At 39.5% G+C, this 24132-nt stretch carries 22 protein-coding genes and 1 tRNA gene; 18 read left to right on the top strand and 5 right to left on the bottom strand.

Translation table 11 applies throughout. The features are described 5' to 3' along the window. Positions 1 to 48: 48 nt before the first annotated feature. From NAQ_RS03490 to NAQ_RS03455, 8 genes are all read left to right on the top strand, one after another. Positions 49 to 146: transfer RNA gene (locus NAQ_RS03490), tRNA-Ser, on the top strand. Between the two features lie 46 nt (positions 147 to 192). After that, positions 193 to 1425, top strand: coding sequence for a tyrosine-type recombinase/integrase (locus NAQ_RS03485; protein WP_100182270.1), 1233 nt, complete (start codon positions 193 to 195; stop codon positions 1423 to 1425). 887 nt (positions 1426 to 2312) lie between these two features. Continuing rightward, complete coding sequence (locus NAQ_RS03480; RefSeq protein WP_100182269.1) at positions 2313 to 2921, top strand: HNH endonuclease; 609 nt, start codon at positions 2313 to 2315, stop codon at positions 2919 to 2921. Continuing rightward, complete coding sequence (locus tag NAQ_RS03475) at positions 2918 to 3460, top strand: hypothetical protein (RefSeq protein WP_100182268.1); 543 nt, start codon at positions 2918 to 2920, stop codon at positions 3458 to 3460. The genes NAQ_RS03480 and NAQ_RS03475 overlap by 4 nt, the downstream gene beginning before the upstream one ends. Beyond that, positions 3461 to 3856 carry a hypothetical protein gene (locus NAQ_RS03470; protein WP_100182267.1) on the top strand — a complete coding sequence of 132 codons (396 nt, stop codon included), beginning with the start codon at positions 3461 to 3463 and terminating at the stop codon, positions 3854 to 3856. After that, a complete protein-coding gene (locus tag NAQ_RS03465) occupies positions 3849 to 4808 on the top strand; it encodes a hypothetical protein (RefSeq protein WP_100182266.1) in 960 nt (319 codons plus the stop codon). The genes NAQ_RS03470 and NAQ_RS03465 overlap by 8 nt, the downstream gene beginning before the upstream one ends. Further along, the gene (locus tag NAQ_RS03460; protein WP_100182265.1) at positions 4805 to 6541 is read left to right on the top strand and encodes a hypothetical protein; all 1737 of its coding nucleotides are present in this window, start codon (positions 4805 to 4807) and stop codon (positions 6539 to 6541) included. Before NAQ_RS03465 ends, NAQ_RS03460 begins: the two co-directional genes overlap by 4 nt. A 71-nt stretch (positions 6542 to 6612) precedes the next feature. Continuing rightward, positions 6613 to 8340: a restriction endonuclease gene (locus tag NAQ_RS03455; protein ID WP_100182264.1), complete on the top strand. Its 1728-nt coding sequence runs from the start codon at positions 6613 to 6615 to the stop codon at positions 8338 to 8340. 221 nt (positions 8341 to 8561) lie between these two features. On the opposite strand, the gene NAQ_RS10055 is transcribed toward NAQ_RS03455, so the two are convergent. Next, positions 8562 to 8729 carry a hypothetical protein gene (locus tag NAQ_RS10055; protein WP_162858625.1) on the bottom strand — a complete coding sequence of 56 codons (168 nt, stop codon included), beginning with the start codon at positions 8727 to 8729 and terminating at the stop codon, positions 8562 to 8564. A gap of 149 nt (positions 8730 to 8878) precedes the next feature. Here NAQ_RS10055 and NAQ_RS03450 point away from each other — a divergent pair, with 149 nt between their 5' ends. Next, on the top strand, positions 8879 to 9370 hold the full coding sequence (locus tag NAQ_RS03450; RefSeq protein ID WP_162858624.1) for a hypothetical protein: 492 nt from the start codon (positions 8879 to 8881) through the stop codon (positions 9368 to 9370). 3 nt (positions 9371 to 9373) lie between these two features. Here the strand turns inward: NAQ_RS03450 and NAQ_RS03445 are convergent, their stop codons facing one another. Then, the gene (locus NAQ_RS03445; protein WP_100182262.1) at positions 9374 to 9835 is read right to left on the bottom strand and encodes a hypothetical protein; all 462 of its coding nucleotides are present in this window, start codon (positions 9833 to 9835) and stop codon (positions 9374 to 9376) included. Between the two features lie 74 nt (positions 9836 to 9909). Between NAQ_RS03445 and NAQ_RS03440 the strand changes: the two genes are divergently transcribed. Next, positions 9910 to 10356, top strand: a complete 447-nt coding sequence (locus NAQ_RS03440) for a hypothetical protein (protein WP_100182261.1) — start codon at positions 9910 to 9912, stop codon at positions 10354 to 10356. Between the two features lie 71 nt (positions 10357 to 10427). Beyond that, positions 10428 to 11150 (top strand): hypothetical protein, encoded by a 723-nt coding sequence (locus tag NAQ_RS03435; protein ID WP_100182260.1) that lies wholly within the window; start codon positions 10428 to 10430, stop codon positions 11148 to 11150. 170 nt (positions 11151 to 11320) lie between these two features. Here the strand turns inward: NAQ_RS03435 and NAQ_RS03430 are convergent, their stop codons facing one another. Beyond that, entirely contained in the window at positions 11321 to 11902 is a 582-nt protein-coding gene (locus tag NAQ_RS03430) for a hypothetical protein (RefSeq protein WP_162858623.1), read from the bottom strand. A gap of 148 nt (positions 11903 to 12050) precedes the next feature. Here NAQ_RS03430 and NAQ_RS03420 point away from each other — a divergent pair, with 148 nt between their 5' ends. The 5 genes from NAQ_RS03420 to NAQ_RS03400 all read left to right on the top strand — a co-directional run bounded on the left by NAQ_RS03420 (position 12051) and on the right by NAQ_RS03400 (position 17201). Then, entirely contained in the window at positions 12051 to 13187 is a 1137-nt protein-coding gene (locus NAQ_RS03420; protein ID WP_162858622.1) for an SIR2 family protein, read from the top strand. Positions 13188 to 13477: 290 nt separating this feature from the next. Further along, positions 13478 to 14284, top strand: a complete 807-nt coding sequence (locus NAQ_RS03415) for a ParB/RepB/Spo0J family partition protein (RefSeq protein ID WP_100182256.1) — start codon at positions 13478 to 13480, stop codon at positions 14282 to 14284. A gap of 79 nt (positions 14285 to 14363) precedes the next feature. Then, a complete protein-coding gene (locus tag NAQ_RS03410) occupies positions 14364 to 15071 on the top strand; it encodes a hypothetical protein (protein WP_100182255.1) in 708 nt (235 codons plus the stop codon). 74 nt (positions 15072 to 15145) lie between these two features. Then, entirely contained in the window at positions 15146 to 16234 is a 1089-nt protein-coding gene (locus tag NAQ_RS03405; protein ID WP_100182254.1) for a sensor histidine kinase, read from the top strand. Between the two features lie 58 nt (positions 16235 to 16292). Continuing rightward, positions 16293 to 17201, top strand: coding sequence for a TackOD1 domain-containing metal-binding protein (locus NAQ_RS03400; RefSeq protein WP_100182253.1), 909 nt, complete (start codon positions 16293 to 16295; stop codon positions 17199 to 17201). A gap of 2 nt (positions 17202 to 17203) precedes the next feature. Here NAQ_RS03400 and NAQ_RS03395 read toward each other — a convergent pair whose 3' ends face one another. Then, entirely contained in the window at positions 17204 to 19102 is a 1899-nt protein-coding gene (locus tag NAQ_RS03395) for a glycosyltransferase (RefSeq protein WP_162858621.1), read from the bottom strand. Positions 19103 to 19370: 268 nt separating this feature from the next. On the opposite strand from NAQ_RS03395, the gene NAQ_RS03390 reads away from it, so the two are divergent. Together NAQ_RS03390 and NAQ_RS03385 are read left to right on the top strand one after the other, a co-directional pair. Then, the gene (locus NAQ_RS03390; RefSeq protein WP_162858620.1) at positions 19371 to 21140 is read left to right on the top strand and encodes a glycosyltransferase family 2 protein; all 1770 of its coding nucleotides are present in this window, start codon (positions 19371 to 19373) and stop codon (positions 21138 to 21140) included. After that, positions 21137 to 23812 carry a polysaccharide deacetylase family protein gene (locus NAQ_RS03385; RefSeq protein WP_100182250.1) on the top strand — a complete coding sequence of 892 codons (2676 nt, stop codon included), beginning with the start codon at positions 21137 to 21139 and terminating at the stop codon, positions 23810 to 23812. The genes NAQ_RS03390 and NAQ_RS03385 overlap by 4 nt, the downstream gene beginning before the upstream one ends. Here NAQ_RS03385 and NAQ_RS03380 read toward each other — a convergent pair. Then, a complete protein-coding gene (locus tag NAQ_RS03380; protein ID WP_177585552.1) occupies positions 23809 to 24126 on the bottom strand; it encodes a hypothetical protein in 318 nt (105 codons plus the stop codon). The two genes, NAQ_RS03385 and NAQ_RS03380, sit on opposite strands and share 4 nt — an antisense overlap. Between the last annotated feature and the right edge of the window lie 6 nt (positions 24127 to 24132).

Below are 24132 nucleotides of genomic sequence, written 5' to 3'. Positions count from 1 at the left end.
ATTGTGTGATTTGCTATATTAGGGACGATTTTGTTTGTGGGGTATGGTGCCGGGTTAGCCAAGCGGTACGGCGACCGCCTCGAGATCAATCTCACAGGATAGCGGTTGTGCATTCGCACTCAGGGGTTCGAATCCCTTACCCGGCGCTTTCCATTAGGGTTAAAACCCTACCAGTGTTAATAGATCAGAATAATGAAACAATCCCTAAACTCCAAACTAAAGCCGGATATTCACAATTATGATCAAAGGATCAGCTCAGTTCTACGCAGAATTGAGAACGCATTATCCAAAAAGACAGTGACATTAATCAAAAAATACCACGACGAGATGATCTCCGAATCCATCTCAAAAGCAACACAGCTAAAACACCTTGAAGTCATGTTAAACCTGTCTAGATTCCTAAAGAAAGAATGGGATGAGGTTAGTTCTGGTGACATTCAAAAGCTAGTCGTAACTATCGTGCAAAAATACTCTGATTCTGGACAGGAAACACACACCACGGCGGACCACAAAAAGGTCTTGAAGATATTCTACAGGTGGCTAAAAACAGGCTCCAGGCACAAAGATCCCGACACACTAGATCCGCCGGAAATACGCAAAATCAAGATGAGGCGAGTCAAAGACAGGCTTTCAAGGGAGGATCTAATCTCCGAGGGTGATATGACAAAAATACTTCATGCCTGTGGTGAGAATCTCAGGGACAGGGCGTTAATCGCAGTTCACAACGAGGCTGGTACAAGAATAGGTGAAACACTTACCCTACAAATCAAACATGTCGTCGTAGATGATTACGGTGCAATTATCAAGGTGGATGGCAAGACCAACGCAAGGCCCATCAGATTACTGACTTCTGCACCATATCTTATCGCCTGGCTTAATGCTCACCCGTTCAAGGAAAACACAGAATCACCGTTATGGATAAACCTGAGCAAATTCCAATATGGTTCGCATTTGACATACAAGGGAGCTAGAGAGATAATCCAGAAAAGAGTCGAGCTTGCAAATCTGCCCAAACGTGTCTATTTTCATCTGTTCAGACACTCCCAGATCACACAGACAGCTAATTTCCTAACTGAAGCACACCAAAAGAAACGCTATGGGTGGTCGTCAAGCTCCAAGATGCCTGCAAGATACACTCACTTGGTTGATGAGGATGTTGACGAGGCTCTATTGGGCCATTATGGGATAAAGAAGCAAACAAAGGCGGATCTCAAACTGCCTAAAAAATGCCCAACATGTGGCTGGCCAAACGCTCATGATGTGGATTATTGCGAGAAATGTACCAAAGCGCTAAGTCTTGATAAGGCGTTATTGCAAGACGAGGAAACCAAACAAAAGAATGAGATGCTTGCGGATAAGGTAGAGCGCCAGGATCGAATTCTCAAATCTATGGCTAAAAAACTAGGAATGGATATAGAACCATAATTTTCTCTCTCTCACTTCAATATTCAGCGTTAGCATGAGGTGCAGTGGAAACACAGGTTTGTGTTGTGATGCTTATGCTTAGAATGAACAATTTTGAGGTTATGTCTGTGTGTGAGAGAAAGTAGTGTTCTACTGAGATGTGTACCAAGTTAATAATTTACCGTTTTTCACTTTTAGATTTCTTGTAAACTTGATTGTTTCATAAACCAATTTAGGGTTATTACTAATTTTTGCTCCTTTGCCTAACTTCAACATACTATCAAGCATTGTTTTAGTGCTGAATACACTACTTTTAACGGATTTTTTATTGATAAGATTTGTACAGAATAGACTACATCGTTCTAGTTTGTTTATTGCATTATCCAGGCTTCCTAATGTACACCATTTGCTTTTTCTTATTTTCTCATCATAGACATAATGGTGAAAGCGATATCGGGAAGTTCTGGGCCTATTCCCAGATTCGTATTCTTTATGCTTGACATTCCTACGTCTTCTTGATGATCTAGATTCATCTTTTTTGCGTGGTTTTTCTATTATTAGGTGTCCTATCTCACGGCATATGGGACAATTTTGACTACCCATTTTAACGACTACCCATCGAATATTAGTTCCGTTATAGCTACTTTAACTCTTCTATTAATTAGATGAGTTCTAAATCTCTCAAATGCATTGCGGTGTCTCAACAGAATTACTTTGAACTCAAATCTCGTGGCCAAGCGGGTGATTCGTTTGATGGTGTGATAACCAAACTACTTGAGCAAACAAAAAAGGGTGATAAGTGATCTGACCTCCCAAATTTTTTCTTGTTGTGAGAAAGAACCGTCTTTCAAAATTACCTATCTAACTGGTGAAACCACCGCTGTTTGCAGTGAATGCTCTGTACTCCCATGTTTCAGCCGATTTATCAAATCCAAAGAGGAGATCAAGTGATGCTACAGACCGCAACTCAGAAACTACGAAAACGCAATTACTACATTCAGCGTGATGGGCCAACTTGCATTTATTGTGAAAAAACAATGGATTTTGAACACGATACTATCGAGTTTGACCACTTGGACAATAATCCCCATAATAACGCCGAATGGAACGAAATATTATGTCACGGTCAGTGTAATAAGGAAAAGAGGTTCAATCCTGAATATCAAATCAAAGCACGCGAAAAGATCTTAGAAAATCAAAGAAGAATCTTTGTTCCAAAAGTTGAAGATAAAACTGACTCTGATGTTAGTCCAGAAATTGATCATAATAGAAACTCACGAAATCTCATCAAGCAAAAGCTTCTGGAGGTCGTTATCACTGATGGAAGAATTGAATACAAAACAGCACTAAATGGCTTGACTTTTCTAGTATCTGAAAATCTTGGTCATGGGTCACAGGTTTCCACACGTAGGCTTTTGGATGAATTAACCTCTGATTTTCCTGGCTTTGAAGGACCATTCATGGTTGAGCGAGGTGAAGATGGGAAGAAGTACATCATTAAGAGGTCAGGAAAATGAGCCTAGAATCAAACAAATCACAACAAAAAGACTCAGGACGCTCAGGAAATTTCAAAAAACAGCGAACCAAACTAGAAGCACTTAGGATAAGAAATGATATTCGGCGCCTAAAGATTGAAGGCAAGAATCCGGATGAAATTTGCAAGACTCTGGATCTGACAAAAAGCAACTATTGGTATTACTGTTCTCAATTACAGGCGGAGGACAAGGCCGAATTAAAGAGAGAAAGAACTGATCTGCTTGCCCATGAAATAATGCTTACTAAGTATCGTTTGGAAAATACCATATCTGTAACAACCACGATATTGGATGACGCAAGCTTACCGGTAAAAGACAGAATTGAGGCAGGCCGATTACTCCAAGAAACATCTCTGAACATTATTCGATTAATTGTTGATGGACCTACACTAGTTGGAGTTGAGATGGATCCTTCACATTCAGAGCCTGAAGATCTCTTTCCTACAGATGAATTCATTGCATTTGCTGAACGAACATCCAACGAAAAATTCCAAAGGCCAAAACCTCAAGATGTGATCTAAATGTCTACTGAGATTCAAGACGACATTGATGCCATTTCTAATACATGGCCATCTCTGAAAGAAAAAGCTTTGTCGACTCTTCTCGTCAAAACAATCCACAGCGTTGAACACTATAGAAAACATCCGGAAGAAAAACCAGCAGTAATTCAACAAGCTAACAAATTATTTGAAGATTGGAAAAAAGCAAGAAAAGAGTCAAACGATTATCACAACTGGCGAAAGACTAGAGAATTCTCCATAGGGGAGAGCAAGAAAGACTCCGAATTGTTTGCAATTCAATACGAAAAGTCTCAGGAACTTTTGTTTTTCTGCCTCGAGCATGTAATCGAAGAAACCCGGAACATTCTGTATTGGGCCATGCAAGTCTCTAAAACTGAAGGTGAGTCCAGTGTTTAGCAAAAAAACCAAACAAGAATCCATCAACATGGAATCGGATACCGTGCCAAGAATTCCATTATCATGTGCGGATGAATTTCCCACGCACGAAAGATCCAAAACTGGGGATATCTTTGTGATAGAGTCTAATCTAAAAACCGCAATCGCAGTATGTTACCCAAAAGTAGGCGTACGCTGGGTAGATTCATTCGATTCAACAAAGGTACTTGGGCGCAATACAAGCTTTGCAGAAAATCCTGTCTTGCATGAGGATTTCAGATACAAAAATGAGTTACACAGCAAACTATTCTGGGAATCAGTAGACGAAAACTCTTACGTGAACATACCTGCACGTAATCTGGTTTTCAGGCTTGATGATGCTGAAAATCACTCATTTGCATTTGACTTAGGCAAACCAATCTCGGAATCCTGGGGTTTGCGTTTCAATCTCAATATAGCACAGCTCAACCTTCCATCAGAGGGAATTTCGAGATTCTTTTTCGGATTAAGCTCGAAGAACCAAAATATATCATCTAATGAACCACAAAGCTTCATTGGCTTGGAGCTGCAACTTGCCATTGTAGAGACATACGTCGAACAAAAAGCACTGGTAAAAGACAGCAGAGGATCTTTCTATAATGTGCCAAAACTATCAAGGACAACTAAATGTCAGTTTGGTGCCCTGGATGTATCTGATGCAACACTGAATAAAGATTCAAGCATGTATTTCTCACACCCATTAAAGCAAGAACACATCCTTGTTGAAATCATACAAATCAAAGAAAGGAATTACCTCATCAATCTGCGTACTGAGTCCGGTGAGCTGATAGAAAGCAAGTCCGTTGAATGTACTATGCCACCAAGAAATTTGCGTTACATTTGTGCCAAAAATCTAATTAATGTCAGAAAGGGCGGCCATGTTAGCGGGGCAATATCGAACGTCATGTTTTATGATGGGGTGACTGACACATGAGCCTGCCAACAGGAGTAATCCGGCTTGAGATGGAGGCGGATTCTGTTGTGGCAAATGGCCAGAAAGTAGAAAACACTCTGAACCGAATAGAAACAAAAAGTGAATCTGTTGGCAAGAAAACAGAATTCTCCACAAAAATGATGGCCACATCCATGCTTGGTTTGGGTACGTCTGTGTTTAGTGCGTACCAGGGGTTTGATCAGCTGGAAAAGGTCCAACTTAGGGCAGAAAAATCAGCCCTAGCAGTGGCGCGCGCACAAAAGCAGGTAAATGATCTGGAAAGAGAAGGCAAGACAAACACGGAAGAATACACGATTGCAACGGAAAGGCTCAGGCTGGCCCAGGAACAAGCCTCTCAGGCTGCAGGAGACGTAAAACAGCAGACGATCCAGCTTGGACTGTCGCTGGCAACAACAGGCTTGACGATGGCAACAACGATAATTTCCTTAAGAAGTATGGCCACTGCTCACATTGTAGCTGGTTCTGCGGCTACTGGACAGGCAGTAGCTAATGTTGGTCTGACTGCATCCTTTCGGGCTTTGACTGCGGCCATGATGTCAAACCCTCTTGGTCTTGCACTAGTTGCAGGTTCTGTTGCTGCACTTGGAATCTATTCGACTAATCTGTTTGGAGTAAAAGACAAGGTAGACTCACTTATCGGGTCCTTTGGTGGTGCAACCCCAAAAATGCAAGAGTTCAACACTGAAATGCAAACTGGCGGAATCCCAACAATGCAATCGTACGGCAACTCTGTTGCAGAGACTACCAACAGAATGGAGGGGTTGAGCCGAACTATTGATCTCACATCATCAAAGATTGACAATTTAAAAAAAAACGAAGATAGCATAGCAGGATTTCTAAACGACACGTACATTGCAACAGGGCATCTCCTCAGCATAGCAGACGCACTAAATGATCAGGCCCTCAAGCAAAAGATAATCGAATTTGAGCGGGAATTTGAAAGAAAGACAGAAGAGCGAAATCGAGCTTTTTTTGCGGACAAGTCTGGCATTGTTGGTTTTATTGATGCCAATGCAGAACTATGGAACAGAAACATTACTGGTAGAGGCATAAACACAAATCAATTCAGGGTTATGAGTTATGTTTCAGGTTTGATTAGTGATGTCTTCCGCAGGGCCGCTCTAGGTGGGGGTGGCGGATATTCTAACTTACATGGTTCTGGAATACTTTCTCAGTTTGGCGGCATATCACAAGAGTCTGCCTCCGCTTACGTACAATCCCAGAAATTCCATGGTACTAATCCATTCGGTTCTATTGGATCAAAAGCTCAAAGCCTGGGTGGAATTTCGGCAGGTAAAGGGGCCAAAGGCAGATCATCAAAACACGGCGGCGCAAAGCCAGGCTGGGGAGTTGCTGCAGTTGAAGCACCATTCCAAAAAACAATAGCTGGATTGCAGTCAACAATAGATGAACTTGCGTTACTAGGATTCAGTATTCAAGCCCCAAGCTTCAATCTAAGTGCAATGGTCAGAGGATACAGATCACCAAGTAATGAATTCCTGCAACAATCAATCAGGCAAGCACAGGCTAGTTATGATGCGCAGATGATAGAATACAACCGTCAGGTTGCAGCAGCAAGAGCCAAGATTGCCTCAGATGCAGGATTCATCGGACTGGATGCAGGAACCTATATGTCAATGTATGCTACAAGCCAAGGAAGATCAGATATCGAAGGAATGAAGCTCTACAAACAGCTTGCAGCATTAGCGTAAATTGTTCTGATTAGAAATCAACTTATTTACTGACTAGTTCTAGTAGATAGAATCATCCAAAAGGTGCACAGATGGACATTCTTGAACAATACCCAAAACTGAAAGATATTCTGAACAAATGGCAAACCCAACGTGATGTGACTTTTCTAACTTCTGAGGACAGAGAATATCTTCTTGGCGTATATGATGGACTTACCATGATTGAAAATGGTGATATTTCTAACATAACATTGTCATTAAAGTCCATGATGGAGAAATTAAGAACAAAAATGACTGCCGATTCTCTTGAAGAACGAATCAAGCAAGGTAAAATTCTATTTGATTCGAGACTACTAGATCCAATTCATAGTTATAACATTCCATTCGATAATGATGAGAAATTATTCATTGAGATAGGACAATTAAATGAAAAACAACTTAATTATCTAAATCATCAAAAAGAGCAGCAACAAACTGCTGAGCAAAAATCGTTAGCGTTGAAGAAAACCAAAGAAGCAGAACAACAAGAAATCAAAAATATTGTTTCAAAATTTGATAATGATGTAATAACTCTTCTAAAAAACTTTGTAATAAAATATGGCCCGTCACCAATTGGAGATGAATACATAAAATTAGCAAAAATCCTCAAAACAAAAAATGTGGATGCAAATGCTATTCCAATATTGAACATTCTCAGACATTTGAAACAGGAGATCGGATATGAGAAATTTGTCGAGCGAATGTATTCTAATGATCCAGCAAACCTTGAAGATATCATACATAATTTTCTTAACATTTACGGTGATAGCTACGAAAACCATTTGTCAGAATTAGACAGACTTGCTACTGAAAAACAACATTCTACAACAGATCTAGAGAACCGTGTTGCTGAAGTTAAAGAACAATTAGAATTAGAAAATTTCAAAAATACCTTATCTGTAACGGCCGAATCTGTCACTATGAATGATTGTGATAGAATGAATGGCCGTGATTTTGAGGTTTTTCTAGAAACTCTTTTCAAAAAAATGGGATATGATGCGATGGTAACAAAAGGTTCAGGAGATCAAGGTGCTGATCTAATAATAGAAAAATTAGGACGGAAACAGGTAGTCCAAAGTAAAAAATCACAGAATAAAATATCCAACAAAGCTGTCCAAGAGATAGGAACTGCAATAAAACACTATGATGCGGATGGCGGCATAGTTGTTACGAATAATTTCTTTCATGATTCTGCAATAAACCTGGCAAAATCCAATAACATCGAGTTAATCGACAGAACAAAGCTGGAAGAGTTGTTGAAACGTTATCCTGTGGCGAAAGATAACGTCAAAACCGACTCGATACATCAGGAAGAAACTGATGAGAATGGACTTCCTCTATTGAATGATGAATTGTTCATGAAAAAGATTAGAGAGTTAGAAGGTCCTGAAAGAAAACCCATAGAACACAGAACATTAGTTAAACATCTAATAAAAACTCGAAAATTCACTGAAAATTCTGCGAATGACATGATTTGGCAAATGATGTCAGTTAGACAGATCTATGAGTCTGTACATGATCATTGTAATACCACTACAACTGAAATTAAGAAGAAACTTGAGGAAGAAGACAAACGTCGACGTATTATGCCTCAGTTGTTTTTTGATATTCTGCGCGGTTTAGAGGGCGATAGGAAAACACCCGTTGAAGAAAAACTCTTTGTTGCCGAATTGATCAAAACGGGTAGATTCAAGGAAGATGAAGCAAAGAACTCTATTCGAAGATTCTTAAGTGATGCTTCAATTTACGAATCCAAACCTGGACATTATAACAGAGTTTAGATAATTTGGCATCATCACTGTTGTCAATTTTTAGCTAACCAACTGAATAGAACGTCTTTACTATGGGGAAATAATACACACTGTGTTAAATGAATAATGACTTCGGGAAATCTCATGAGGCCGTTGGTTGAACACTCGTACGAGTCAACGGTCCCCGAAGTTTTATCTTTCTTGAACAACGTGCTAATTAAAAGTCCAGATTAATCAAATTTCAGCAAAAGTTATTTTTTCTTTATTCGAAGTTCTTTCCCTTTAACTTCTGCATCTAATTCGTCACCATCTTTCCAGCCCAATTCTCGGATTATTTCTGGATTGATTGTGATGTCATAACGGTAGAATTCATGGCCCGTGTTTCGGTCCTTGCGGTTCAGATGCTTCTTTAGCTTCATACTTTGCATTTCTTGGTCGTTGATAACTATATGTACCTACGTGTATTAAAATGTATGTACATATATTGATATAGAAGTATGTACATACTTTACTGTGCAAAAAATGAATTTCACAAATCGACCAAGAAATGCTGATCGGGTTCCCACTCATGGAGGTGAAGAATCTGAACAAAGAACAACGAATTAGTCTTGCCATCGAAAAAGCAATACAGAAAGAAGAACTGGAACTTCAAAACAAGAATGAAAATGGATGTGTTCTGATAGTCAAAATCACTTGCAGTGATAATATGTCAGTAAGGAAGATCAGTGACAGCTTTGAGAACATGTTGCAAAATTATGGTGGTTTCATCAACGATATGGCCATGAAAATAATGGATGAATCGGCGATTGAGAATCTATATTTGCACATGGACATACATTCGATAAAATTCTTTGGTGAGTTTTGTACGCCTCGACGACCAATACTGAAGAATGACACACATGCATCACGCATATACTATTGTAGTATGAGCCACAAACCTGCGTTTGAAATAACATACGATCATGGGAAAAATGGTACACCAATTTTCCAAGTATGCAAAGAATGTTATGATACAAATCCAGCATTCCAAGTGGGCATCATAAAATCTGGCCCTCTCTGATTATCACTTCAAATATTCATTTTTCTGAAAATAATAATACGAATTCATTCCACCACTGATCCCTTGGCCGTCAGCTGTTTTTCCCTCATCAATTGCTTTTAACTCATAACCTTCTGCAGTCAGATCATCATAAGCAATAATGAATTCTACCTGCGCACCAAATCTACGTTGCAGTATGGCAATTCGTTCATTTTTGAATTGAATAATTCCGTCTTTGTTCCACAACTTCTTGTATTCTGGGGTTCGTTTAAGCAGTTCCTGTGTTACATCTCTGAATGACTCTTTAGCTTCTTTTGTAGCCTCTTTATTGGAGTTGTTAGCCTCATCAATGCATGTTTTACAAGTAACATCATCTTGACTCATCCCTTCCGGTATTGGTATTCTACGTGCTAGGAAGTCTTTGTATGGGAATTTGATAGTTAATGCACCTAATTCTTTATGGCATACAAAGCATTGTTTTCCCATATCCTAAGAATATCCTACTATGAATTAAGAATTTATTATTGGTTGAATATCCAAGTAACTATTTAGTGATAAAATTGGATGACAAAACTAAGGAAATTATTGCCAAGTATTCTCCAATGATGAATATGACGGAGCTTGAAGAGTTTGAAGACAATAACATCCTAAAATTTGACGTAAAATTAAGACAAAAAGATGCTGAAAAAACAATCTATGATGGATTCGGAAATGATTTTGAAGATACGGATCTTAGATCTCTCGCAAATAACATCTATGATGATCTATCTTTGGGCTATGAATTGTGGATCCGAAAATCCTCTAAATCTAGTATTGACAAAACAATGTCTCATGATGTGGTCAGATACGTGATGACACTTGAAGCTGATAATATGTTGGAAGATGGATTCCCATTATCATTTAGAATGGTCAATGAATGGTTGGTGATATCTTCTGATGAGGATGGTAATGTTTCTGATGATAATGCAAAACAATTCTACCGCCTATTTGATATGGATTTGGAATGAATCAATCTGAATAGGCATTTTCTTATCTATTAGTGGAGGATTTTTAATCAGTGTAAGTATAATCCAACCAATTGACTTCGGAGAAGAAAAGTCTAGTAGATGATTACAAAAGTACCAAAAAGCCGATATTTCCACGTCATTATTATGAATCGCTAAAAGAAGATCTTAATCAAGCAAAACCCGCTGGTAGAATCAGTGATTTTTATCGCAGCGAGGTCAAGCCGATTTTAGAAGGACGGATTGATGGATTATCTCCGCAGTATGAGAAATCTATTCTGTCAGACATCTTGTTTGAATATCTCGTGATTAAGGTTGTAACTTATCTGGAAATACAGCTAAGATATCATTGCGATTTACTTATCAAAGAATATCCAGAGAGGGCTGAATCGTTGCTAGAAAACAGAGATACAAGAAAGGATCTAGGCATACAAATTTTATCGAATTACTCGTTTGCGAATCTGAAGGAAATTTATCATGTATTTTCCACATTGTTGGGAAAAGACTTCTTCCAATTATTGAGACATCGTAGCCAAGAATTACGAAGCATACTTGGTAATGAATCAGATCATCCGTACCGTGCATCCCCATTATACAAGAGTTGGGATTTGTTTGAGCAATTATTCAGATTGAGAAACGAACTAGTGCATAAAAACAAACGCATATCGATCAAATCTAAAAAAGACAGGAAAAACATTATTGCCACTGTTTACGACGTCATCTATATTTTGGATTATGAAGACCAAAAGAGGCCTTATAACGAAAATAGCTTTACGAAATTTAATTATTCGTTTTAACCAAAAAACTTAGGCTGATTTTTTCATTATTCCTTACTCGATTATATGTTGAGTCATTACAGAATTCATAGTCAACATTCGTATGGGATATGGACCGTGAGTTTTTTGTAATCTATATGTTCGTCGTGGGATAATCTTGTGAAAATAACTGGAGAATTAAGAAATTTAATTCATTGAGTTTTGTTAAAAGTTATCCCTCTTCTGCAAACGGGACAGTTTATTGCATCCGCATCAGACCAAAATCGATATTCTGCGTTACAGTTTTCCCAAGGGCATTTTACGTTTTGTTTTGGTTTTATGGTCTGTTGTCCGCTTGGATATTGAATTTTTTCCTTGAAGATCTGTCTTAGAATTTTTAGATGATCTACATTATCCAAATCATACTTCACATAATCAGTAACAAACGGAATTGGAAATTGTATGTTTTTGTCGAATTCTTCAAATACCCAAACCGGTTTTCTACAACCTGCTGCAGCGCCTACTTCAAAGCTTATCCAGTTGTGAGTAAATTCAGGTGTGTTTGTTGGAGGATTTGCCAAACTCTTTCCAAGCAGAACAAAAACTGCTGTTGTATCATGTCCGCTGAAAAAACCAGCCCTTATCATCCATGAGATCTCATTTCCGGCGTATTTTCCTCCAAGTTCAGCAAATTCCATGAAGTGAGCTCTTAACCCAATTCCACTGAAGATCTCTGCAAAGAATTTGCGTAATTCTATATCATGTTTACTGTGGGAAACAAAAACAGAAACCATGCATGCATGATTCTACATTCTATTTTAAATTTTATTTTAAGATGGTCTCAGTTGATTACAGTATGACCGTTAAATTCGAGAATATGCTTAGGTAATCGCATAATTACCCAGATCATAGTTATATCAAAGCCATTATTTATGATCAAAGTTGAAAATAGCGCTGTTTCTTGGAGCTGGAGCATCGGTGCCATATGGAAAACCAACAACGTCTCAATTGCGGAACAATTTAATTGATAAATTTGGAAATCAACCAGGCCGAAGTTATTTACAAACATTACTTGCATGCGATATTTTTGAAGATGTGGAGCATATTCTCCAAACAATGAAGGATCTAACTATATTCCAAAAACAACTAGGGGGTCAATTCCTACAATGGCTTGGAGAGAAAGGCCGATTGATAATAGGACTTGATCGTGGAAATCAAGGATATAATGACTTAGTAGGTGATCTCGGAGATATCAAATTAACTTTAGAAAAAGAAGTATTTGAGAACTACTCCTGGGATAAGGATCAATCCGATAATGCTGCATACCAAATACTACATCCAATTTTAGAACTTCTTAAAACAAAATCAGAGAAGATTATTGTTTTCACCACAAACTACGATAGGGCGGTAGAAGAATTTTGTAGCAGAGACGATAACAATTACTTTTGTGTTGACGGATTCAAACTACATGAAGATAGCGGAAGATTCCGTTGGAATGGTGGTGATTACTCCTATGCTGATGCAATAACAAACAAGACTAAAGTATACTTATACAAGATTCACGGTTCACTAAATTGGAAAAAACACAAGAATTATGGAATTGAAAGAACTACCTATGAAAGAAAACCCGAAGATCCGAATTATGAAGAAGATTTTCTGATATATCCAACATTATCTCCAAAAGAAGAAGCAAATGGGAAAGAGCCATACAATTCGATTCTAAATAAGTTTGATGAATTAATGAAATCCATAGATATGTGTGTGGTAATTGGTTTTTCCTTCAGAGATGAGCACATTAATGAAAAATTTAAGGAGTTTGTAGATCGAGGAGGAATCTTTGCTGCAATATCTCCTAGTTCGCAGTATGATTTTAGAACCCGTATTTTGAGTCATAAACCAACTAAGGAAGAACAACAAGTGTGGAAAAATTCCCCATACGCAAGATTGACTGGAACTGGAGGTAAAGATGATACCAATTGGAATATCACATTTTTACAAAAAAAACTGGAAACTGGATCTGTAAAGGGGATAATTCATGACATACAACGAATATTGGAGCCACAAAAACATCCGCTTTGAAATTACTAGAATAGTTTAACCAATTCGCTACACTTCAATACACTCAACCTTTCTCAGTCCAAAATAACAATGTCCCTTTTTGCTTTATGAGCCATCTGATGGATTTGGGTTCTATTGTGCAGGTTGAAGGATAAACTGGTCTTTTTATGTGGGGTATCAACCGATTTTAGGTAATCCCTTACCCGGCGCTTTTCAATTTCACAAAAATTCAGAGGAAAAATTCACACACAAAGGCAAATTCAATTTAACCCACCCATTTACTAGCTCCTTTTCCATCATAACTCCGACTGATGTCAGCAAGATACCGCCAAAAAATCCACTACCGAGTAAAAATTATTCCAATTAAAAAGATCCGCGTCTGGGACGAAGCACAAGCAAGATCCCTTGACAGGGAAGGAATTGCAGAGCTAGCAAAATCGATCAAAAACGAGGGACTGCAAAATCCACCAATGGTCCAAAAGGACGGACGTGGACAATTCTTACTAATGTCTGGCCAAAGACGACTGGCTGCCCTCAAACGACTGAGAGCAAAAAAGATTCCAGTCTTGGTTTTAACCAAGGGCTATGATCTAGAAAACGCAAAGGCTGCATCCGTCATTGAGAATTTGCACAGAAAAAGCATGAATCCTAAAGACATGGCTCACTCGTGCAGCTTTTTGGCAGAAAAGATGGGCGTCTCAAAGGGAGCAAGCTCACTAGGCATTTCACGAAAAACATTCAAAAAATACGTCGGCTTTGCAGCACTGCCAGGACAGCTCAAGAGCCTAGTTCCGGGAACAATTACCAGCGGTACTGCCATACAATTACACCAGCTAGTCCCAAATGTCAAAAAATCCGTCAAAATAGCTCATCGAATATCCCGACTTGATGCCAAAATGCAGAAAGCATACCTCAGGGCACTATCTAGGCACCCACGAGCAAACCATACTGCTTTACTACGACAGGCACGATTACTTGCCGTCAGACAGACTGTGCCTGTCACACTACCCAAGACGTATGCAAAAAGGCTGGAACGAATCTCCATGTATAGGGAAGAAGACCCAGAAAAGCTAGCCCAGCAAATCGTGGTTTCTTGGCTAGCAAAGAGAAAGCGCTAGAATATATCATAAATTCAAAAAACTGTTTGTTTGATTCAACCACCAAAGGTATCATATTGGCAAAATCAAACTCTTACCATTGGTCAAGCACATCAATAGAATATCAAAGGAAGAGGAGGATCTAAAAAAGCATTATAATCAAAATGATGATGCCGCAGACGAATGGTCGCACATTACTGGCGTTGGCTCTAAAATTGAAGCGCGCGACGCAATGGATGTAACTGACAGGTCAATCTTTTTTGCAAGCAAATCCAAACCGCAAACAAAGCAGGAAATAGTCCAAGAAAAATCCGAAGAAGTCAAGGACAATCTGAGCAATACGCACCAATATCAAAAATTCGTCAATGTACTGCTTCAGGAGCGAGTCAAGGATTTTAAAAAAATGCTAGACAATGAAAAAAGATTTGCCGAAGAGATGAGCTTCTTCCAAGATGCCAAAAAGGACAAAACCGAGCTAAACAAGGTAAATCCAAAATATGTGTCACAGAACGATGCAAAACTAATCATCGACAATCTGGAATCTGAATACAAAACCATGAAGGAAAGGCTTGACCATGAACAGGCAAAAATCCAAAAAACAAGGCTTGATCTGGAGGCAAAAAGGCAGCAAATCGAGCAGCTAAAAGAAGAACTACAGTATTTGGGACAACAGCAAAAACAAGAGCAGCCACAAGACCCAATCCTGACACTAAAACACGAGCTAAAAAAACTTGGAATATCAGATAATAGTGACAAGATAGCTCAAGCGCTAGAAGCGCTACAAAACAAGGTCAAATCAGATCAATAATTCCATACTTGAGCGCATTGTTTGTAAATGACAAACACACATGCGCTTTAGTTAAAACAATCTTTGTGTAAATTATGAAGTTAGGCTCGCAACTTGCAATTGTTTTTGCAATTATTATATCATTAATTGTTCCTGCAATTTACTTTGCAAGCACTACAATATCTACAATGATTGATTCTAATGAACAACTAAAATTTTTCAACATAACACTAAGCCAAGATCAGATGTATGCTGTCTTGGTGTCCGCCCTATCAACACTGGTTTCTGTGGCCGTATTCTTTTCATTGTATGTGTACTTACAAAAAAATGTCATATCGCAACTAAACAAGGTGCCACTGTCCGTATCCTACATTCTTCGAGGCAAGGCGAACTACAAAATGGAAATCCAGGGAAGCGATGAGATAGAACAAATTGGCAAATCATTTGATCTTCTTAGAACATCTATCAAAAAGAAAATAGAGATAGAACACGAGCTGCATCAGTCAAGATCGGAGCTCGAAAACGAACGACTAATCACCATAGGTCTTATTGCATCAAGGTTAGCACACGATATTCGAAATCCACTATCTGTTATCAAAAATACCGTTGAAATAATGCGGCTAAAGTTCAAGGACAACATGGATGACAAGGTAGAAAAACAACTAGACATGCTTGCAAAATCCATTGCAAGAATTAGCCATCAAATCGAGGATGTGCTAGACTATGTGAGAGAAAGTCCTCTCCAAATAAAGGAGATACCGTTTAAAGAATTGTTGGATTCTATATTGAATTCAATCAAAAAACCAGATACTATAACCATAGTAAGGCCAGAAAGTGATGCCATGCTTAACTGTGATCCAAAAAAACTTGAGGTAGTGATTGTTAATCTAATAATAAACGCAATTCAGGCAATCAAAGAAAATGGGGAAATCAAAATACGGCTAACTGAACAAACTGGGGCATATCTAATTGACGTTGAGGACTCTGGGCCAGGCATTCCGGAGGACAAAATAGACCGAATCTTTGAACCATTGTTTACCACAAAACAGACAGGAACCGGCCTTGGGCTTGCCAGCTGCAAAAATATCATAGAGCAACACGGCGGCAAGATATCTGTGAGCAACGGCCCTACCAGATTTACCATAAAACTGCCAAAAACCCCGCCCAAGCCAAAGGCATCGTAGAATTTGTTTAAATCGAACAAACTATGGTTAACTTAGCTTTTGCATAAACTCATAACTTGTGGAGCAAAACGATGTAGTCATAATAGAAGATAGCCCGGCCATATGTTTGAGGCTAAAAGAATTCTGCCAAAAGCTAAACTTTGGCAAAATCCACATTACAAAGAGCGGCACAGAAGGAATCCGGGCATTCAAAGAATACATGGATACAAAAAAACCACCATTGGTTTTTCTGGACTATAATCTTCCAGACATGGATGGAATTTCAGTCATTGCGCAAATTCTGGATTTGAGGCCAGAAACGCGTGTCATTTTGGAAACAGCACTGGATAAAACTGATCAGAAGGTGCGCGATGTCATATCGTATGGCGCATATGGGTATCTATCAAAACCATATGGTTATGAGGAGGTTCGCCAAATAGTGGAAACAATACGAAAAGAAGACCTAAACACGCGGGATAACTCCCAAGACATGGAAATAATCCGAATGTTTCTCAAAAATTATTCCAGAATAAGCATGGCGATGCTAACTGAATGCACGGGCAAAAACAAAACGGATCTTAGTACAATACTAGAAGGGTTTGAGAAAAACGGCAACATTGTCAAGTCTGGAACACTGAAGGAGATCAGCTGCGGAAAATGCGGCACAGTCAAGGTAAAGCAGTTCTTTCATTGCCCGTCTTGCTATAGCTATAATTTCAAAAAAGACAAAGTGATTGAGCACTATGGTTGTGGCAATATTGGCCCAGCCAGAACATACAAAAACGAAAAATGTCCAGCATGCAACAACGATGTCAAGGTCTTGGGTGCGGATTACAGGCTGATTGAAAACTTTTATTTTTGCAATGACTGTGGGGGCAAGTTCCCAGAACTACAGTGGAATTTTAGGTGCCTTAACTGCAATAATAAATTCGAGCTAGACAACGCAGCATGGCGTGAAAGCACGGGCTATAAAATAATCACAATCTAGGCTCATTTTTTCTGCGGATTTAGTCCCTGGCGCTTTACCGTAGTCCACACGGCCTTTCTTCCAAGCAGGGTCTCTATTGCAGATTTCATCAATAATATGTCGATTATCTGCTTGTAGCCTACTACAAAAAATGTCGAGTACAGAATCAGCCTTGGATCTTCTCCTTCTATTCTAACCGCAAGTGCCGCCTGCAAATGTTGCAGTATGATGAAAATTATCATCATCTGTACGACAAACATTGCTCCACCCCCGAGTATGTCTATTACTGCAAATGTCCAGACTATGATTCCAGCAAAAGGTGTTACAAACATGGAGATTATCATCAGCGGGAAGGTAAGCTTGTAGAGTGTGCCAAATTTGGAATTCATAAAGGCATTACTGTGCTTGGATAAGACCTGCATGTCTCCTCTGTACCATCTCTTTCGCTGTCGGATGAATTGTGCAAGCGAGTCGGGCGATTCCGTGTATGCGCGAGAGTTGATCCTGCCTGCCACTACAAGGCCAGACTTCAGTATCTTGAGCGTTGCATCAAAGTCTTCTGCAAGTGTGTCCCCAGTGAAATTGCCTACCTTTTGCAAAAAGCTCTTCCTGAATGCACCAAGTGCTCCCGGAACAATTGCAACTGAATTAAAGAAATCCAGCGTTCTTCTGAAGATCTGAATGCCTGCAACATATTCAAGTGCCTGGCACCAGGTAATCCAGTTTATTCTGTTTCGTACCTTGATGTTTCCAGCAACTGCGCCAACATTTTTGTTCTTAAATGACTCTACAATGGATGTAATGGATTGTGGTGCCAAAATAGTATCTGCATCTATTGTGACTACTATCTCTCCTTTGGAATACAGCAAGCCATAGTTTAGCGCAGTGTATTTTCCGCCGTTTGGCTTGTCGACTACTTTGATTTTTGGCTTGTAGGTGTTGATGATTTGTAATGTTCTATCGGTGCTTCCGTCATTTACTACGATTACCTCCATGCGCGGATAATCCACTGCGAGAACCGACTCTATTGTCCTGCCAATTACCTTTTCCTCGTTGTATGCAGGCACAATTACACTCACAAACGGCCTAAACGTGTTGTCATATGGTGCAGACTCTTTGTACTTGCTATAGATGGATAGTGGCACAAAGACCATGTTGCTCCAAAATGTTAGTGCAAGACCCCAGACTATGATTGCCTTTGGTGCAGAATACCAGATTTCGTATCCATCTATTGCGATTATTGCTCCAAATATTATCGGCATGATCAGTGTGACAAAGACAAAATACGATGGCAACTGCCGAGGCTTGTTCTTCTTTGAGAAGCTTCGCCCAGCATCAATTATGTGATAAAATGATAGTGCCATCCCAATGGTGATTGCAATTGCGCTAAGCACTGATAACATCAAGTATGCAGTCAAGATCAGCATTCCAAAGATTCCACCCATCAACAAAATCAAAACTGGATCTACACGGCCATATTGCGGTTTTCCGTCTTTGGAAATTTTTTGTTTTTCTGGCTTTATTTTGTCTAGTACAAATTCAAAACAGATCTCGTGATAGGTTTTGTTTTTTGCACTGATCGTTTTTTCCTCTTCAAAAATGTCGTCTTTGCAAAAATTGCATTTTATTGGTGTTTTTTCTTTTGGTTTTTCTGGTTTTTGCAGTTCTGTTTCTGGACTGATTTGCCGCACCATTTTTTCTGGCTGGTTTTTTATTGGCAGTTTTGTTTCTTGCTTTAGTATGATTGCCTTGTATGTTCGAAGCGGCTTTTCGGAAGCAGAAATCGTCTTTATTATTTTGCCTCCAAACAGATTCTCATCTATTTCGTCAAATTCCGTCTTCATTCGGTGTTTATTTTGTGTAAAACATTGTATGTGATACCACAGGTCTTTGTGGCGAATAACTCGTTCATCAAGTCTCAACTCTGAGCTGCACAATGCGCAATTATGGCTACTTTTCAGTTGAGACTGGAGTACATCTCCGCTTTTTTGCATCAGATTTTATGGGTGCGTGGCTTGGATAATTCCGAGTTTGTTCAAAAAGAAATAACTCTCCTTAATTGAGCCGTCTAAACAAACTTGATCAATATACGCAATTATTGTGACAATTATGCACAACAATTACAAAATTTCAGATTCATCAAGTTTGACAAACTATTCGCTAGCCAAATGTGCATTTTGTACTGTGGAATTGAGACTGGACCAAAAGTCCATCAGGTATGAAAACCAATGGTTCCATGAATCATGCTTTAAACAAAAACTAGACACAATTCCAAAAAAACCAATACCGCAAAAACAAACATCACTGCCAAAGCCAAATGTCTATAGGGCGACAATTGTGTCAGAGAAAACGTACTCCATCCAAAAAAAAAGAGAACCAAAATTTGTCATACAAACTGTTTCTATCGGATCATCCATTCCAAAATCAATGTCCCCATCTACTTCAGAACCTATTCCAAAAGCTCAAACCCCGGAAACATCAACACCAAAACAAGTAAAGACAAAATCAACAAGAAAGAAAAAAGCAAGAGCAGATCCTGTTCTGGTTGTGCTGGCAATTGCGATCTTTGCATTGCTCTTCTTTACCGCATATTCTATGTTCAGCTATCTCAGTTATGTGGCAATTGGCATTGCAGCCGTGTTGTCGTTTTACCAGATTCTATCTAGAAGGGAGCCGTCGTCGCAATACAAGTACAAAACACGTACCGCGTCGTTTTATTCCATAGTTGTGATGGTGTTACCGTTTGTGCTGGGCGGTCTGATGTTGTACGATGGCTATACTGGCACAATGTCGATAATTCAGGTGTTGTTTGTGTGGATGCTTACTCTGTCGTTTTGGCAAACAATGCTTTTTGTACCCCTGGCAATTCGAAGCATTGCAAAAGAATCTCTGATAGAGGAACCACCGGTATATCCAAGAATGAGCGTAATTGTGCCTGCATACAACGAGGAAAGAGTAATTCGTACCACAATAGAGGCGCTAATCGACGCTGACTATCCAGACAAAGAAATTATCGTAGTGGATGATGGCAGCAAGGACAGGACTTTGGCAATTGCAATGGAATACAAAGACAGAGTCAAGGTACTACACAAGGAAAACGGTGGCAAAGCATCCGCACTAAACATGGCATTGCTGTATTCTACTGGGGATATTGTGGTAATTGTTGATGCCGATACAATATGCAGTCGCTCCGGACTGAAATATCTGGCACGCTCTATGGCAGATGAAAATGTCGTAGCGGTGGCAGGAAATGTCAAGATACGAAACAAAATGAACTGGATTACCTGGTGCCAGGCACTGGAATATCTATCTGGAATCCAAATAATGAGGCGAGGTCTTGACTATTTTGGGGCAATCTACATCGTGCCTGGTGCATTGGGTGCATTTAGAAAAACCAAGCTACTCGAGGCGGGAACATATCACAAGGACACTCTGGTTGAGGACTTTGATGCGACAGTAAAGGTGTTGCGCTCTGGCATGATTGTTGAGGGAAGCAACAAATCCATCGCATATACTCAGGCACCTCAAACATTTGTCGACTTTTACAAGCAAAGAAAAAGATGGTACCGCGGAAACCTGCAGATCTTGCGAAGGCATTCAGATATTTTGACAAATCCTAGGTTTGGCTACTTGCACAGCTTTGCATTCCCCCTGATGGTCATCCACATGATACTGATTCCTATCACAAGCATAATGGTCTGGGGCTTTGCTATTTACCAGCTACTCATTGGTAACTATTACTTTGTAGCCTTTACCGTTTCGATGTTTGTGACACTACAGTATCTTTTAAGCGCAATGGCAATAAGGATGGACGGTGATGACAAAAGAATGATCCTGTATTCAGTCTTTTTGGTCATGGGATACAAGCAAATTATTGACTTTATGCAACTCAGAGCAGCATTTGAGGAATTACTGGGTCTCAAGGCAAAGTGGACTAGCGCAAAGAGAGTGCACCAATGAGACTGATTTTTGCAATGCTGATTGTTTTAGCAGCCGGATTAATTGCACCAGCGTTTGCTCAGGAAAAAACTGGAAACGTTGACGTCTATATAAAAAACGAAAAAAACGAACGGGTGACCCCCGAAGGAATCACAGTCAAGGTCTACAAAAACCAAGAAAAAACCCCAATCCAAGAGATCAACTCGCTACAAACCAACCCGTTCACAATTTCGTCTTTGCCCCTTGATCAACGGTACAGCATTGAGGTTTATGCCAATAGCATGTATGCTACTACCGAGTTTATCGATCTCAAAAAAAATACCAGCATAGAAATTCCAATCAAGAACGCCGGCGGGTTGCTATTGAACATCTATTACAAAGACGGCGAAACTCCTTTACCTGGAGCCAAAGTCTGGATAAAATCTCACGACGGAAAATGGTGGAGTTATTCAGAGACGGCGCAAAACGGTCAGGCAATTAGAGCCTGGCTTTATCCTACTACAAAACTAGATGATCATTATTTTGCCGAAATATCACTGGGCCAAAATCTCAAGTATATTTACACCCCGATAAAACTAGAGGCGGGAATTGCCCAAGACCTCAAAATAGTTACCAAGTGGCCCGTCATAGTGGACAAATCATTTCCAGTCGAAGTCTACAACAACACAAAAAACAAGGTAACAAAGCAGGATGGCTCTTTTGTAGCACAACTATATGATTCTAAAAAGAACAGGGTTGCCGAATCCCAGGTCACTGCAAAGGGAACTGCTAATTTTTCAAAGCTCAAAGTGGGCAATTATGCGCTATATGTAAAATCCCAAGATGTGTCCGGCCAGCTAAATACGGTTGCAGCCAAAAAAGTGACAATAACTGATGACACAGGAATTATCAAAATCTATCTGAACAATCCAGAGCTAAACAGCGATAACCTAAACTGTAATTGCGTCGCATTTCGATTAGATGACGTACAAGATTATTTCCTCGCCCCTGCTCAAATTGAACTGATCTCATTATTTGAGAGAAAAGATACGACATTTACAATTGGTGTGATTGGAGGATTGATTGGCACCGACAAGGCATTAATTGATACCATAAAAGGAGGTCTTGCAGCTGATCCGCCAATAGAAATAGCAAGTCACAGCTGGAACAACAAAGTCCTCTCAACACTATCAAAAAAAGAACAAGAAAGTCTCATAATTCAAACAAATGACAAAATAAAATCGCTCTTTGGAATCACTCCCACAGTATTCATTCCGCCAGAGAATCTCTTTAACAATGACACAATATCGGTACTAAAAACAAACGGCTTTACCCATCTTAGCCATGCCACAACCACTAGGGAACCACCAATCTTCAAAAAATCAAGCTTTTACGAGTTTCCTATAGTTCCAGCCACCGCACGACTAGATCCATCAGCTGGGATCTGGCGCCATATCTCTAATGATACCATAATGGAGAAAATAGAGGAAAGCATCTTCGAGTATGGCTATGCCGTAGTAATGATGCACCCATACGAGTTTGCGCAATACGAAAATGGATTTTATGTAAACAAGGTAAACTCAACGAAAATCCAAGAACTTGATTCTTTAATTGACCAAGTAAGACAGGCAAAATACAAAATTTTGCCGATAGGCCAAATTCATGACTTTGACAAACTGCGTATGCCAAAACCACAAGCAGCCCCGGAACCAGAAAAGCCGAAAATGCCTGATTGTAACTGCGTTGCATTTAGGATGGATAATTTCCAAGACTTTTGGCTAAATGATGTCCAAAACAAGGTAATCGATACATTTGACAAAAACAAAACACCACTAACTGTATCAGTAATTGGCAAATTTACCGGAGATGATCCAAATAGTGTCAACTTTTTAAAAGAAAAACTAGGTAAAACATCCAACATCAAAATAGCAAACCGTGGTTGGGAATACATTGATCACACCACGTTTGACAAGCAAAGACAGACAGCAAGCATCAAGCAAACAAACGAAAAGATAACCAAAGTCTTTGGCAAGACTGCAACCGTATTTAGCCCTCCATACGATGCATTCAACAAGGACACGGTGGATGCAGCAAGTGAAGCAAAAATGGCCTACTTTAGTGCATCAATTACAAGCGACAAACTATCGGATGGTCATCTAAAACACATCCCAAGCACGCTGTCTTTTGTTAATCTGGTAAGTGATGATCCGTTCGTCGCAGGCACAATTCCTCAAAAGGCACTCACAAAAACCCAGACTAGTATAACACAAAATGGATTTGCCGTAATCTCTTTACAATCGTCTGACTTTGCAGTAAAGACAGACACATTCAAAAACGAAGTCAACCAAGAAAAAATCCAACTGTTGGAATCGCTGATCTCAGATGTTCGCTCAAGCGGAATGAAAATAGTACTCCTAGAACAAATTCCAGGATTGATATCTGATGATTCTATTGCTGTTCCGGATTGGGTAAAAAGCAACGCACAATGGTGGTCAGAAGGCAAAATTGGAGATTCTGATTTTACAAAAGGAATCCAATATCTGATAAAAGAAAAAATCATCAAGGTTCCTCAAACAGAAAAAGAAACCACTGCCAAAAAGATTCCTGACTGGATTAAAAGCAACGCCAAGTGGTGGTCAGAAGGAAAAATAAGCAACGGCGACTTTGTAAAAGGACTCCAATATCTAATACAAAACGGAATAATTGCGGCCTAGCTTGGAAAGCTAGAATCCGGGCCTACCTTGTCTTGCGGCTTGACGTCTTGGTCCCACTTTCCTCTGATTCCTTTGATTAGGAAAAATATTCCGGCACCAATTATAGAAATGACTAGCCCAAAAAACAACGTCCTGTCCTGCATCTGTTCGGCACAACTGACTTCGACTTGTTTTCCATCTTCATATGTAAAGCAATCACCAAATTCTTTTTCCTGGATTGCAAAATTGTAATGATCCTGGCCAAATATCCCGAGAACTAGAAATCCCGCAAAAACAAGTGCCACACCAATCAAAGTAAGGCGGATATCGCTCATGATATT

Origin of the sequence: Candidatus Nitrosotenuis aquarius (genome assembly GCF_002787055.1) — an archaeon.
GTDB lineage: Archaea > Thermoproteota > Nitrososphaeria > Nitrososphaerales > Nitrosopumilaceae > Nitrosotenuis > Nitrosotenuis aquarius.
The sequence above is the reverse complement of the archived record's forward strand: the minus strand, read 5'-3'. Positions and strand labels throughout refer to the sequence as shown.

Bases quoted from the DNA above. Each gene is read 5' to 3' on its own strand.
- NAQ_RS03470 (WP_100182267.1), top strand. From the start codon at position 3,461: ATGTCTACTGAGATTCAAGACGACATTGATGCCATTTCTAATACATGG.
- NAQ_RS03450 (WP_162858624.1), top strand. From the start codon at position 8,879: ATGGAGGTGAAGAATCTGAACAAAGAACAACGAATTAGTCTTGCCATC.
- NAQ_RS03455 (WP_100182264.1), top strand. From the start codon at position 6,613: ATGGACATTCTTGAACAATACCCAAAACTGAAAGATATTCTGAACAAA.
- NAQ_RS10055 (WP_162858625.1), bottom strand. From the start codon at position 8,729: ATGAAGCTAAAGAAGCATCTGAACCGCAAGGACCGAAACACGGGCCAT.
- NAQ_RS03475 (WP_100182268.1), top strand. From the start codon at position 2,918: ATGAGCCTAGAATCAAACAAATCACAACAAAAAGACTCAGGACGCTCA.
- NAQ_RS03480 (WP_100182269.1), top strand. From the start codon at position 2,313: ATGTTTCAGCCGATTTATCAAATCCAAAGAGGAGATCAAGTGATGCTA.
- NAQ_RS03405 (WP_100182254.1), top strand. From the start codon at position 15,146: ATGAAGTTAGGCTCGCAACTTGCAATTGTTTTTGCAATTATTATATCA.
- NAQ_RS03385 (WP_100182250.1), top strand. From the start codon at position 21,137: ATGAGACTGATTTTTGCAATGCTGATTGTTTTAGCAGCCGGATTAATT.
- NAQ_RS03460 (WP_100182265.1), top strand. From the start codon at position 4,805: ATGAGCCTGCCAACAGGAGTAATCCGGCTTGAGATGGAGGCGGATTCT.
- NAQ_RS03415 (WP_100182256.1), top strand. From the start codon at position 13,478: ATGTCAGCAAGATACCGCCAAAAAATCCACTACCGAGTAAAAATTATT.
- NAQ_RS03485 (WP_100182270.1), top strand. From the start codon at position 193: ATGAAACAATCCCTAAACTCCAAACTAAAGCCGGATATTCACAATTAT.
- NAQ_RS03445 (WP_100182262.1), bottom strand. From the start codon at position 9,835: ATGGGAAAACAATGCTTTGTATGCCATAAAGAATTAGGTGCATTAACT.
- NAQ_RS03380 (WP_177585552.1), bottom strand. From the start codon at position 24,126: ATGAGCGATATCCGCCTTACTTTGATTGGTGTGGCACTTGTTTTTGCG.
- NAQ_RS03430 (WP_162858623.1), bottom strand. From the start codon at position 11,902: ATGGTTTCTGTTTTTGTTTCCCACAGTAAACATGATATAGAATTACGC.